Here is a 13,041-nt window from a genome sequence, read left to right as displayed (position 1 = left end):
CCATTTCGGCCCCATGCTTCGCCACGAAAGGTGACGCCACGATCGCGTCGAAATCAAGACTTCGCTCCCCGGCTCAAGCAATGTGATTCACCATGCGGCGGGCAGCCACGCCCAGATGATGACCAGTGCCGGCGCGAGGAACGTTCCGAACGGAACGCGCGCCGCGGCACGGAGCGGGCGGCGCAAGCGAACCGCGCGGATGATGCTGAAGATGAAAGCCGCGACCGAAGCAAGCAGGATCTGGGCGCCGACGCCGGCCAGCCCGGCCAAGACGGTGGATACACCGATCAGCTTGATGTCGCCGAAGCCTATGCCGTCGCGGCCGCGCAGCCTCCCATACGTGACGTCGAACAGACACAGCAGGAGCATCAGGACGCCCCCCGGCCCGATGCGCCAGGCCAGCGCGGCGAAATCGCTCGCCTCGAACCACCAGTCGGCGAGCGCGACGACCAAGATGCCGGCCGTGTAGCGGTCAGGAATGAGCAAAGACGCAAGATCATGGACCGCGATTGCCGCGGCCAGAAGGCATAGCGCAAGCGCCGAAGCGACGACGAATGCGGGGCTTCCCATGACAGCCGGCACGGTAGCGGCGGCGAGCGCGACTGCGACGGCGGCGGTAGACCGACGCCGCGCCCTCAGAATCTTCATTCGATCATCGTCTTGGCCGGCCGCCGAAGCGGCACGTTTCTGGATGGCTCGTTCATCAGCCGCAATTGCGACCGCATCTCCTCCGCCACATGTTGCGCATCCATGCCGTCCTTCATGACCTGAGGCCGGATCAGGATGATCAGCTCCGTCCGCGTCGCGGAGTTCTGGTTGCTCCGGAAGGCGTCGCCGATGACGGGCAGATCGCCAAGCACCGGCACACCGTCGCGGCCGCGCTGCTGGCGTTCGCTGATCAGTCCGCCGAGCATCACGGTCTGGCCGCTGGTGACCGATACGGTCGAGCTGACCTTTCGTTGCGATATGGTCGGCGTCAGGGACTGGGCCTGGCTGCGCTGGACCGAGCTGATCTCCTGTTCGATGACGAGGCTGATCGTGCCGTTCCCGGTGATCCGGGGCAGAACCTTCAGGATCACGCCGGTATCGCGGAACTCGACGTTGTTGACGACCGGCGCTTCGGGATCGGTGACGGACTGCGCGGTGCGGGTGACGATCGGTATTTCATCACCGACCTGCAGCAAGGCGGGTTTGTTGTCGAGCACCACCACCGAGGGCGAGGAAAGCACCTTGACCTCGGTAACGCCGCGCAGCGCATCGATGACAACGCGCGGCTCGGTGTCGGGGCCAAGCAGCAGGTTGAAGCCCGGAAGCGTTCGCGACAGCACGGCCTTGCTGGCTTCCTGGAACAGACCGACCGATCCGTGGTTGCCGCCCACGCCGATATCATTGGATTTCAGGAAGAACTGCACGCCATAGCGCAGCTCGTTGGTCAGGGTGACCTCGGCTATCGTCGCTTCGATAGCGACCTGCTCTTGCGGCCGGTCGAGTGCGGTGATCGCCTGTTCGATCAGCCGTTGCTGGTCGGGCCGCCCGTAGATGAGAATGGTGTTGTTTTCGGGGTTCGCGGCGATGCGCACGCCGCTTTGCGACCCACCACCGCCCGGGATAGGCTGGTCGGTTTCGCCAGCGGGGGCCGGCAGGCTATCCGCCATGCGCTGATCCGGCGTCGCAGTGGCCGCCTGCGAACCGTTTGCGCCCTGATTCTGGCCGTCAGCCTGCGAGCCGGGCGGAAACTGCGAGGCCGGGTCTTCTGAAGCCGACGATGCCGGGGCGCCGTTGAATATTTCGTTGACCATCGATGCAAGGCGCCGTGGCTCCAGGTGCTGGACCTTGTACACCCGCAAATTGGAGGCAGACGCGTCGATCCGGTCGAGCCGCTCGATCCAGCTCGCCGCGCGCTGCAACTGGTTGCGCGTCTTCGCCACCACCAGAATCGCATTGCTGCGCTCGATCGGCTCGACCCTGATCGTGTTGCGTCCGCGACCGCCCTCCCCGATGTCGAGCACGCGGGTCAGCTCGGGCATCATGGTGGCCGCGCTGGAATTGTTGACAGGGAAAATGCCGACTGACTGGTCGGCCAGCCAGTCCTGGTCGAAAGAGCGCGCTGCTTCGATCGCCGCAGTCCGCTCCGCCGCCGTCCCCTGGAAGATCAGCGCGTTGCGGCTGGGATCCTCGCGCACCATGCCGGGACGGGCGACGAAGTTTTCGAGCAGCGGCAGGATCGTGCTGGCGGAAACGTTTTTCAGGGGAAACACCGTGACGGCGTAGCCAGGCTGGATGGTGGTGCCCGGATCGAGTTGGGCGGCTCCGAACGCTTCGTTCGCAGGTATCAGCCGCAGACGGTCGCTTTCGCGCATCATGGCCACGCCGCTGCTGTGCAGCGCGGACTCGAACATGGTGAGGATTTCCGCGGCCGGCGTAGGCTTCGACGTCGTGATCGATACCTTGCCCGCGATTCTGGGGTCGAGCGAGTAGCTGATCCCCAGCACCTCGCCCAGCACCGTGCGGGCCGCGACTTTGATCTCGGCCTCCTCGAGGTTGACCTCGAACTTTTCGCCGCTCAGCCGCTCGAGCGACTTGCGCTCGCCGGCAGTCAGCTGCTGTTGGTATCCGTAGTATACTTCACCCTGCCGGTTGTTCTGCGTGCGGCCGAAGCCGAGCCTCGACAGAAAACCGCCGCCGGAAGGTTTGCGCGCACTCAAATCTGCGTTCGCGACCTTGTCCAGGGCATCCGGCCGCGCGGCAACGTCTCCAAGATAATCACCAGTGGAGGTACACGCGGCCACTACCGCCAAGAGGCAGGCCGCCGCGCCTCTGCGAACCCACACGGAACAGGCATTTGGGGCACTGCCTTGCCGACCTACGCTCACCTACACACCCAACCCAAGCCTACGCCCGGCGCCTCGGGAAAGTACCGTTCTATGACGCTTGAAAACCACAAGGCACGCTTTCTGCTTCCCGCTTGGACACCGTACACCTCGTCGACCTCGGTCAGCCCGAGGTAGGTGAAGAACTCGAACTTATGCCGCGATTCGACATGGACCTGCGCCAGCGGCTGCAACTCCTCCCGCGTCAGGGCCCCGCCGACGTCGTCGTTGAGGCCCTGCTCGCATGGGCGGCAAAGCCATCGTCGAATGTTCAGCCTAACTCCTCCACGGTTGGGATTCTCAATGGAACCAGCCCGCTGGCACGGTCACCAATGCCGGGAACAGAACCAGCAGCACGATGAGGACCATCTCGGCCAGAAGGAAAGGCCACACACCTCTCAGGGCCGACCCCATTGAAACTTTGCTGATTCCGCACACCGTGTTGAGGACAGTTCCGACAGGGGGCGTAATCATGCCGACCGCGGCGGTCATGATGAACATGACCCCAAAATAGATCGGGTCGATCCCGGCCGCCGTTACGAGCGGCATGAGGATGGGTACCAGTATGGTGATCGAAGGTGCGAAATCGAGCACCATGCCGATGACAAAGATCGCCAGAACGATCATGGCCATCAGCAGGATCGGCATATCGATGAAAGGACTGAGGAGAGTAACGAGCTGGGCGGGCAGACTGGCGATCGTCATCATGAAGCCGGTGACCACGGAGGCTGCCACCAGCAGCATGATTACTGCCGTCATTCGACCGGCGTCGAGCAGCGCGTCAAAGAGCAGCCGCGGCGTCAGCTCCCGATAAACAACCAGCCCCACGAACAGTGCATAGAAGGCTGCAACGACGCCGGCCTCCGTGGGGGTGAAGATGCCGAACCGCAGTCCGACCAGGATAATCACCGGCAGCATCAACGCCCAACCGGCGGTCAGAATGGCTTTCGGGATGTCCCTGCGCGGGAGTTTGGGCTGGACCGCCGACGTTTCCTTTCTGGAGACGATCCACCAAGTCACCACTAGGCTCAGCCCCATCAGGATCCCTGGCACGATTCCGGCGAGGAATAAGCCGACGATGGAAATGTTTGCGGTGACGCCCAGGATGATGAATCCGACAGAGGGCGGGATCACGGGGGCAATGATGCCCGTCGCCGCCATCAAGCCCGAGGCGCGACTCATGCTGTAGCCCGCATCGCGCATAAGAGGGATCAGCATGACGGCAAGCGTCGCCGTATCCGCGATTGCCGATCCGGAGAGGCTGGCCATCAGCAAGCCCGTGCCGATGACCACGTAACCGAGGCCGCCACGTATGTGACCGAAGAGCGCCAGGGCCACGTTCACGATGCGGCGGGAGAGGCCGCCGGCGTTCATGAGCTCGCCGGCAATGAGAAAGAACGGGATCGCCATCAGCGGATAGCTGTCAGCGCCATTGACCAGCCTCTGCGCCAGAATCTGTGCATCCAGATTTCCCATCAGCATCATCATCGCGACGCCCGACAGCATCAGGGCGAAGGCGATTGGAATCCCGATGCCCATTGCACCGAGGAGTGAACCTATGAAGACCAAGCCGCTCACGGTGTTTTCTCCGAAACTAGCGCGGGGGACACGGCCGGTGGCGGCACATCGATCTCTGCTCCCGACCACGGGGCGGGCAGGATGCCGCGCAGCGAGCGCCACAGATCAAGAAGGAGGATCAGAGCCATCATGATGGCAGCGGTAATACCCGCGGCGTAGATGGCCCCGACGGGAATTCCCGACAGTGCTTGGACGTTGCCCCATTCGATCACGGTGAGTGACCAGCTGCCTTGTGCCAGGAGCCAGCAGCACCAAAGCATCAAGCCATACGAAACAAGAAAGCAGACGAAGCGCGCCCTGCGAGGCAACCGGACCACCAATGAGTCGACGCCGAGATGCGCGCCCTTGGCTAGGGCCACCACGGATCCCATAAAGATGATCCAGACGAGGACCACACGGGAGACTTCAACGGCAAACGGAATGCCTGAGCTGAAGCCGTAGCGTAGCACGACATTTGTAAAGATTAGGATGCTGATGACGGCCATGCCGACGACGACGAAGACGTCAAAAGCCTTGAAAAGCCACTGTAACGGCGTGGTCATGACTGCTCCCAAAAGGTTGTGCGCGCATGCATCGATCCTTGCGGCACTCTGACGAGAATCCGCAGACCGTGAGCAGGGAGCCTCCAGCATGCTGATGGGGTAGAAACACCCAATCGCGTGATGAAGGCCTGTCCTGCTCATCCGGTCGAACAGCGCAGGGGTAAAGCCAACGATCCCTCCAACCAGTAGGAGGTCCCGGGCGAGCTTCCGGTGTCAGACACCTTCCACCACGGCCAGATGTGCCTTGGCATGCTTCTCGCGGGCCTTGATCGCCGTCTGATACTCTGGAGAGTTGTAGCAGGCGAGAGCGGTCTCGTAGTCCCTGAACTCGATGACCGCCAGGCGGTTCGCGTGAGGGCCCTCCATGACTTGGCTCGTTCCCGCGCGAACGACGAAGGACGCCCCGTATTTGTCGAATGCTGCCTTGTTCAAGGCAATGTATTCTTTATAGCCCTCATGGTCCGCGATATCGACCATTGCAACCCAGTATCCTTTTTTGGTCATCTGCTTCCTCTCCCACAGAAATTCCCATACCCTCTCGCGGAAGATACGGACGTCCCGATGCATTCAAATTCGCCACAAGTGCGTTTGCCGTTGATCCTCCTCGATCACACGGCTAGAACCGAAACTACGACGCTGACTACAATATGGACAGCTTGTCCAAAAGCGTGTAGTACCACCATGTTTCGTTGTCAAGCTTGCAAGGAGATGCGCCATGGGCCTAAGTGAGCTCCAGGACGAAGCCGATGAGAGAGCTTCTACTCACGTGCAGGGAGCGGCCTCGTTCTCGAAGTTCATCACGGTGCTGCAGATCATCGCGGATGCCCCTGGAACCTTGGACATTGCCCAACTGACAAAGTGCGCGCCATTTCCCCGGGGGACGGTCTACCGTCTCGTTTCGGCGCTCACGGCGGAGGGACTCATCACACAGTCGGGAGAGGGTGGAACGTTCCGCTTGGGGCCGCGCCTCCTCCAGCTTGCTGCCAAGACCTGGGAGGACTCCGACTTGCGGACGATCGCCAGGGATTTTCTGGTTTCGCTCCGCGACGCAACCGATGAGGCGGTTCACCTTGCGGTGCCCAGCAACAACCGGATGGTCTACATAGACAAGTTGGTGGGCTCCAGCAGGGTTCAGATGAAAACCAGCATTGGCGGCCAGGTTGAACTTCACTCGACATCCGTGGGTAAGGCGTGGCTGTCTGGTCTGCCAGACCAGCGGCTGTTGGAAGTCATCAAGAGCCTGGATCTGAGACGCCATACCGCCAAGACGTTCACGACACCCGAAGCGCTGTTCGATGAGTTGAAGCGGACGCGCGAGCAAGGGTTCGCGTTCGATGACGAGGAGAACGAACCGGATATCCGCTGTCTCGGCAGCCCGATCTTCAATCGTTCGGGGGAACCGATCGGAGCGGTCAGCATCAGCATGCCGGTGTACCGGCACGACGCTCGGCGCCACGAGCTCTGCGCAAGGCTGGTGCGTCAAACGGCGAAACAGATCAGTGGCGAATTGTCCAGGATGGTGTAGCGCCGGGCGCGCCACCGCGTCCATCGCCACCATCGACGTACCGCTTTAACGGCATCGCTATCATTCGACGCTGAGGAAGATGGCTGATCCAACAGCACCGAAACAGCCTTGGGGGCCGTTCAAGCCAGGTCAGTCCGGAACCCGGCAGGCAGGCCCAAAGGGGCCCACAACAAGCTCGTTGAAGCATGCCTCGAAGACATGCTCGCGGATTGGGAGGCCAACGTGCCAGCAGCCATTGGCAAGAAGCGAGAGAAAAAGCCAGACGCACACCTCGAAATCGCCGCTTCGATCCTGCCGCGAGACTTGCCGCACCAGATCGACAAGCGGCAGCCCTTCGTCAATGCCTTCGCCCACCGCTACAACCGTCACAGGGCACACGACGCTCTCGACGAATCAACTAAGCCGAGTATCTCAAGACCTTCAGCGGCGCGCCCCGCAGGCCTCCTCACATGTCTTGAACCAGGACATCCTCCAGGATGACACCAAGCGAACTCACTGTGCCGGAATGGCTGCGACGATCTCAGGCGATAGCCTGGGTGACATTGCTTGGCATGCTCTTCCATATCGCATTTGCTTTCGGACACATCGATGGCCCGACGCATAGAAACGGCTTGCTCTTATCCAGCTTCGAGCGGTCGCTCGCAGGATCCGGAGAAGGGCCCGCGTCGGGGCACCACGACGACAAGTCCCAGGGCCGTTGTGACATATGCATCATCGGCTCCATGGGAGCCGCACTGCCGGCGCCTGCGGCAGTTCATGTCCTTTCCGAGCTCACCTTCTACGCGATCGACTGGGTCGCGACTGCGGCGCGCCCGGACACCAGAGAACTCTCTTCACACTACGACATCCGCGGCCCTTCGCGAGCTTGAATGGATGGCTGAACTGCCGCTTCTCGCGGTCGCGCAACGCGCCGACACTTGTTATGGCGGCTAGTGACCATATCGATCTGGAGAGACAGAGATGGGATTGCATCACCACACCGGGACGTTGTTTGCCGCTGGCATGTTTATTGTTATTTCGACGGCGCACGCAGAAGAAGATCGTCGAGAGCTTGGACCACATGTTCATGGACACGGGACATTGGCGATCGCTTTCGAGGCCAACAATGTTGAGATGGAGCTCGCTGCCCCTGGCATGGATATTGTCGGGTTTGAGCACGAAGCTGAAACCGCGGAGCAGAAGAGCGCCGTCGAGACCGCGCTCGCCGACCTTAAGGAACCCTTGAAGCTCTTCGCGATGCCCGACTCCGCAGGGTGCACCGTCACCTCCGCCGACGTCAAAGTCGTCGCGGAAGAACATGAGGACCACCCTGCTACCGCGGAGGCTGGTGAGGCCGCGGGTTCTGAAGAGCACGGGACCCATCACACCGAGTTCCGAGCAACTTATGCTCTCGCCTGCGCGGATACTGCCCAGGCCGCGTGGCTCGACTTCCCCTTCTTCGATCGCTTCGCCGGATCCTGGAAACTCGGCGTGACGGTCGTCGATGCCAATGGACAGACCGCTTTCGAGGTGTCCCGCGAGGCGCGCTATCTGGAGAGATGAGATGAACGCGGACGCCGCGACGGACGCCGTGCGCTTGCACGGCGTCGAATACAGGTGGAACGCGCGAGACCCGTTTTGCCTCTCAATCGGCGAGTTCGAAGTTTCCCGCGGTGAGCGTCTTCTGCTGCTTGGCGCATCCGGTAGCGGAAAATCGACGCTCCTCAGCTTGCTGACAGGCATCGCGTTGGCGCAAGCTGGGCGCTTGGAAGTCCTCGGGCAACGGCTTGACGAATTGAGCGGCAGCGGGCGCGATCGGTTTCGGGCGGAACATTTTGGCATCATCTTTCAGATGTTCAATCTTCTTCCCTACGGCGCCGTCATCGACAATGTGCTGTTACCGCTCAGCTTCGCGCCGGAACGTCGCGCCCGCGCAACGGCCGCGGGAGGCGCGGAGAGCGAAGCCCGGCGCCTCTTGTCGGCCCTGGGACTTCCGGCGGATATCGGGCAGCAGACGGCGGCCACCCTGAGCGTCGGTCAGCAGCAACGCGTCGCGACGGCGCGGGCGCTCATCGGCTCCCCCGATATTGTTGTCGCCGACGAGCCTACATCGGCTCTCGACGACGATCGGCAGCAGGATTTTCTCGACCTGCTGTTCGGCCAGATCGAGGCCACAAAGGCAACTCTGATCATGGTCAGTCACGACCGCCGCTTGGCGCAGCATTTCACGCGGGCGATCCAGCTCAACGACATCCTTACAACGTCGAAAAGCCGAGCCCGGGCATGATTGTCGCACGTCTCACTCTGCAATCGCTGCGCAACCGCTGGATCACGGTGTTGCTGACGATCCTTTCGATCTCCGTCAGCGTCATGCTTCTGCTCGGTGTCGAGAAGGTGCGCAGTGGCGCGCGAGACAGCTTTGCCGGGACCGTGTCTGGTGCGGATCTGGTCATTGGCGCCCGATCGGGTGCCATGCAGCTCCTTCTCTACTCGGTGTTCCGCATTGGCAACGCGACCAACAATGTCACCTGGCGCAGCTACGAAGACATCGTTTCGCGCCCGCAGGTAGCCTGGGCAATTCCGCTTTCACTTGGCGACAGCCATCGCGGCTTTCGCGTCATCGGGACGACTCCGGATTACTTCGAGCACTTCCAATATCGCGGCGGCCAGGCCTTGACGTTTGCCGCAGGCGCACCCTTTGACGACCTGTTCGATGTCGTCCTCGGCTCGGATGTTGCGAGCCGGCTTGGCTATTCCATCGGCGACAAGATCACTGTCGCGCACGGTGCGGGCTCCCTTGGGCCGCAGCATGACGACCTCCCGTTTCGCGTGTCCGGCATACTGGCACGTACCGGCACGCCGGTGGACAAATCCCTCCATGTCAGTCTCAAGGCTATCGAGGCCATTCATGTCGACTGGCGGTCCGGTTCACGGATCCCGGGACAAGTTACACCGGCCGACCGTCTGCGGCAGATGACCATTGCTCCGAAGGCGGTAACCGCCGCGATCATCGGCTTGAAGTCGCGCCTGCAAGTCATCGGGTTCCAGCGCGGCGTGAACGAGTACAGGGCCGAGCCTCTTTCGGCTGTGCTGCCGGGGGTCGCCTTGCAGGAGATGTGGGGACTGGTCGCCACCGCCGAGACCGCATTGCTTGGCGTCTCCGCGATGGTCGTGGTGACCTCGATGCTCGGCTTGTCGGCAATGATCCTGTCGACGCTCAACGAGCGACGGCGTGAGATCGCGATATTGCGCTCGCTGGGGGCAAAGCCCGGCACGGTTGCAGGACTTCTTGTCGGAGAGGCGACACTGCTGACAGTAGCGGGAATCGCAATAGGAACGGCGGCACTTTATGCGGTCCTGGTGGTGGCCCGCCCGCTTGTTGACAGACAGTTCGGCATCGACATCGGCATTCAGCCCCCATCCGCAACCGATGCCCTGTTGTTATTGGCAATATTGATCGGCGGGATGGCCGCCGGGTTCCTGCCGGCCTGTCGCGCCTACAGGATGTCACTCGCAGATGGCATGATGGTGAGAACATGAAGACTTCCGGATTCCTCGGCAACGCGAGGTCGATGTTGCGCTGCATCGCTCTCATCCTGGCCGTTTTGGGCGCGGGCTGCGGCGCGGCATTCAGCGAGGCCGCAACCCAGCTGAAATGGGAGATGCTGATCCCGCCGACAGAACCGCTGGCAAATTTCCCGGACGAACTTCCTTTTGAGCAGCAGGAGGCCCTGAGAAATGTCCTATACTGGAAAGGTCACCCGTCGGGCGAGTTGAGCGAAGAGTTTGCCCTTCAGCGCGACGAAGCCAAAAAAAGGGTCGACGCCGACAGGGAGAAACTTGCAAAGCAAGGCGTCGATCTTGATGCGCTTTACGAACGATACGTCGCCTGGGCTACGGAGATCGAGAGGCGTGGAACCCTCACCGAGAAGAAGTTGGACGGGGCGCAGGTAGCCATCGCCGGCTATCTGCTGCCCCTGGATTTTAACCCGGACGGTACGACGGAGTTCCTGCTGGTCCCCTATTTCGGTGCGTGCATCCATGAGCCGCCACCGCCGCCGAACCAGGTGATCTACTTGAAATCCACCGCTCCGTACGCGCCTGCGGCCCTGTTCGAGGGCGTGATGATAACCGGCACGATGCGCGTGCAGTCCGAAAGGAAAGACCTCTCCTTTGTGGACGGTTCAAGCGAAGTTGCTTCGGGCTACGTCCTGGAGAGCGAAAGCATCGAGCCCTATCAAGGCGAAGGTGGCGGGCAATAGTGGCCAGTCCTGCGGAGGCGATGCCAACCGCCAGTCCGCGGGTCAGAGGCAGGCACGGACGTGGATGGATGCGCTCAGCGAAACCCGGTGACCCTGAGCACCTCCGCCGGCGAGGTGAGACCTTGCCCTGCCTTCCTGGCACCGTCATGAGCCATCGTGCTCATGCCCCGCTCCAGCGCGAGCGCTTCGATCCTGGAGTGGTCTGCTCCTTGTGAAGCGAGCTCGATGATAGCCTCCTCGAGGACCAGGATCTCGAACACGGCGATGCGGCCTCGATACCCGGTGCCGTTGCAACGGCCGCAGCCCACTGCGCTGAACACTTTCTGGCCCTGGGAGAACCCGACGGCCTGGTAACGCGAGTCGGAGGAGAAAGTCTCGGCCGGAAGAATTCCTTCCTGCTTGCAGTGATCGCAGAGCCGCCGCAACAGGCGCTGGGAGATGATGCCGCGTACGGCGCCGACCAGCAGATAGGTCTCGACACCCAGGTCGCGCATACGGGTGAAGGCCGCCGCCGCGGTGTTCGCGTGGACCGTGGTGAGAACGAGGTGTCCGGTGAGCGCTGCCTGGACGGCGGCCCGTGCCGTCTCGCCGTCGCGTATCTCGCCGACCAGGATCACGTCGGGGTCCTGTCGCACGAACGTCCGGATCGCGGATGAGAAGGTGATGCCGATCGCCGAGTTGATCTGCGACTGCACGATGCCGGGGATCTGGTACTCGACGGGATCCTCGATGGTCACGATCTTGCGGCCCGGATCGTTTAGCTTCGAGAGCGCGGCGGCGAGCGTCGTCGTCTTGCCGCTGCCGGTCGGGCCGGCGACGGCGATCATTCCGTGGGTGTGCTCAAGGAGCCGGTTCAGCGTCTGCCGTTCCTGGTCATCCAGGCCCACGCCCGCGAAATCGAGCAGGACGCTGTCGCGGTGCAGGATGCGCATGACGACGGTCTCGCCATGGATGGAGGAGAGGGTGGCAACGCGCAGTTCGACTTCGCGGTCGCCGATGGGAAGGCGCATCGCACCATCCTGAGGCTTGCGGCGCTCGGTGATGTCGAGGCCGGCGAGAACCTTGATTCGCGACACGATCGCATCGCCCATTTCGTGCGGCGGCGGAGGCATGATCCGCAAGACGCCGTCGATACGGAAACGCATCACGAGCCGTCCGCGCATCGGTTCGAGGTGGATGTCGGTTGCCCTCAGGTCGAGCGCGCGCCGGAAGATGTCGTCGACGACAACCACAACCGGCGCGCCGCTCGCGAGATCCCGCAGGCTTGCGATAGCCGCTTCGGAGGTTGCTCCTTCGCCGGTGGCCTGGGCAACGTCCTGGGTGCCGGAAAGACGTTCCAAGCAGGATTCCAGGTCGGGTGCGGGAACCACGCAGACCTCGACGTCACCGTCGAGAACGGATCGCAGCGCCTCTATCGGGTCTGCGTCTCCAGGGTGGAGAACCCCTATGACGGCGCTCCCGTCAGGCGCCGTGAGCGGCGCGATCCAGTTCTCCACAAGAAATCGGTTTGAGAGATTCTGCGCGACGGGCCTGTAGTCGGCGAGTTGGTGCCGGTCGAGAAGCCGCACGCCATAATAGGACGACAGGAAGCCTGCGAGGGCATCGGCGTCGACGATCTGCGCTTCGATCAGGCGGTGCAGGTCGGAGGCTCGCGAGGCCGTGCTCTCACCGAAAAGGCCCCGCGTAGCCTCGCGGCTCGCCAGTCCGGCACCGGCCATGGACGACAAGAGCGAGTGTAAGTCTGTAAGCTGTGGGTTCATTGAACGTACCTGTCGCACTTGACCCTTGAGCACAATGGACGCCGGCTTGCGCATGCCGAATCCGTCTGTCGGTTTAGTCCGCAGAGCGGTCTGCCTGACGTACGATTCCGGACCCGGCGGTTCCCCGGAAAGCTGCGCCAGACCAGAAGGCTGTGCGGTATGGGTGTCAAGAGCCCGTGCCCTTCTACTCCCACCAGACGGTGAACCGGGTGCCACACGAGGTAGCGATTGAGAATCTTTCGCTACACCCACATATCGCCGCCAATATTGCGGAACCCCACTCGACCAAGGCAAGCGTCACGCCCGCCAGCAGCTGGTGGGAAATCGTCATGACCCATGCGACCGTGACGATCGTAGCCGAGGGCCGCAGACTGCGCCGCGTTGGAATGAGCAGGCTTGGAGTGGCTGGAGCCCTTCCCGCTTCATCGCCTTGCCGGGCGTATCAATCTCAGTGATCCATGGCCTTGACGATTTCCTCGGTCATCTTCTTGGCGTCGCCGAGCAGCATCATGGTGCCGTCCTTGT

Annotated in this window: 12 protein-coding genes; 5 read left to right on the top strand and 7 right to left on the bottom strand. The window is 62.2% G+C overall.

From position 1 onward, the window contains the following. Window positions 1-87 precede the first annotated feature (87 nt). From FJ946_RS28600 to FJ946_RS28580, 5 genes are all read right to left on the bottom strand, one after another. Window positions 88-648: an A24 family peptidase gene (locus FJ946_RS28600; RefSeq protein ID WP_140567733.1), complete on the bottom strand. Its 561-nt coding sequence runs from the start codon at window positions 646-648 to the stop codon at window positions 88-90. Then, on the bottom strand, window positions 645-2,789 hold the full coding sequence (gene gspD / locus FJ946_RS28595) for a type II secretion system secretin GspD (RefSeq protein ID WP_224519202.1): 2,145 nt from the start codon (window positions 2,787-2,789) through the stop codon (window positions 645-647). The genes FJ946_RS28600 and gspD overlap by 4 nt, the downstream gene beginning before the upstream one ends. Before the next feature lie 381 nt (window positions 2,790-3,170). Next, entirely contained in the window at window positions 3,171-4,448 is a 1,278-nt protein-coding gene (locus tag FJ946_RS28590) for a TRAP transporter large permease subunit (RefSeq protein WP_140500983.1), read from the bottom strand. Continuing rightward, entirely contained in the window at window positions 4,445-4,990 is a 546-nt protein-coding gene (locus tag FJ946_RS28585) for a TRAP transporter small permease (RefSeq protein ID WP_181165438.1), read from the bottom strand. The genes FJ946_RS28590 and FJ946_RS28585 overlap by 4 nt, the downstream gene beginning before the upstream one ends. Window positions 4,991-5,203: 213 nt before the next feature. After that, window positions 5,204-5,494: a DUF1330 domain-containing protein gene (locus FJ946_RS28580; RefSeq protein WP_140500979.1), complete on the bottom strand. Its 291-nt coding sequence runs from the start codon at window positions 5,492-5,494 to the stop codon at window positions 5,204-5,206. A 211-nt stretch (window positions 5,495-5,705) separates the two neighbouring features. On the opposite strand from FJ946_RS28580, the gene FJ946_RS28575 reads away from it, so the two are divergent. Beyond that, window positions 5,706-6,515: an IclR family transcriptional regulator gene (locus FJ946_RS28575; protein ID WP_140500977.1), complete on the top strand. Its 810-nt coding sequence runs from the start codon at window positions 5,706-5,708 to the stop codon at window positions 6,513-6,515. Window positions 6,516-6,644: 129 nt separating this feature from the next. Here the strand turns inward: FJ946_RS28575 and FJ946_RS28570 are convergent, their stop codons facing one another. Beyond that, on the bottom strand, window positions 6,645-6,869 hold the full coding sequence (locus FJ946_RS28570; protein WP_140500975.1) for a hypothetical protein: 225 nt from the start codon (window positions 6,867-6,869) through the stop codon (window positions 6,645-6,647). Between the two features lie 606 nt (window positions 6,870-7,475). On the opposite strand from FJ946_RS28570, the gene FJ946_RS28565 reads away from it, so the two are divergent. Genes FJ946_RS28565 through FJ946_RS28550 form a run of 4 tightly spaced genes read left to right on the top strand, consistent with a single transcriptional unit; the run spans window position 7,476 to window position 10,756 of the window. Further along, window positions 7,476-8,057 carry a DUF2796 domain-containing protein gene (locus FJ946_RS28565; RefSeq protein ID WP_140500972.1) on the top strand — a complete coding sequence of 194 codons (582 nt, stop codon included), beginning with the start codon at window positions 7,476-7,478 and terminating at the stop codon, window positions 8,055-8,057. Between the two features lies 1 nt (window position 8,058). Next, window positions 8,059-8,781: an ATP-binding cassette domain-containing protein gene (locus FJ946_RS28560; RefSeq protein WP_140500970.1), complete on the top strand. Its 723-nt coding sequence runs from the start codon at window positions 8,059-8,061 to the stop codon at window positions 8,779-8,781. After that, window positions 8,778-10,034: an FtsX-like permease family protein gene (locus FJ946_RS28555; protein WP_210239486.1), complete on the top strand. Its 1,257-nt coding sequence runs from the start codon at window positions 8,778-8,780 to the stop codon at window positions 10,032-10,034. The genes FJ946_RS28560 and FJ946_RS28555 overlap by 4 nt, the downstream gene beginning before the upstream one ends. Beyond that, window positions 10,031-10,756 carry a DUF3299 domain-containing protein gene (locus FJ946_RS28550; RefSeq protein ID WP_140558626.1) on the top strand — a complete coding sequence of 242 codons (726 nt, stop codon included), beginning with the start codon at window positions 10,031-10,033 and terminating at the stop codon, window positions 10,754-10,756. The genes FJ946_RS28555 and FJ946_RS28550 overlap by 4 nt, the downstream gene beginning before the upstream one ends. 74 nt (window positions 10,757-10,830) lie before the next feature. Here the strand turns inward: FJ946_RS28550 and FJ946_RS28545 are convergent, their stop codons facing one another. Then, window positions 10,831-12,516: a GspE/PulE family protein gene (locus FJ946_RS28545; RefSeq protein WP_181165437.1), complete on the bottom strand. Its 1,686-nt coding sequence runs from the start codon at window positions 12,514-12,516 to the stop codon at window positions 10,831-10,833. Window positions 12,517-13,041 lie beyond the last annotated feature (525 nt).

Origin of the sequence: Mesorhizobium sp. B2-4-7, from assembly GCF_006442685.1 — a bacterium.
In the GTDB taxonomy this organism is placed as follows: domain Bacteria; phylum Pseudomonadota; class Alphaproteobacteria; order Rhizobiales; family Rhizobiaceae; genus Mesorhizobium.
This window is presented reverse-complemented; position numbering and strand designations above follow the sequence as displayed.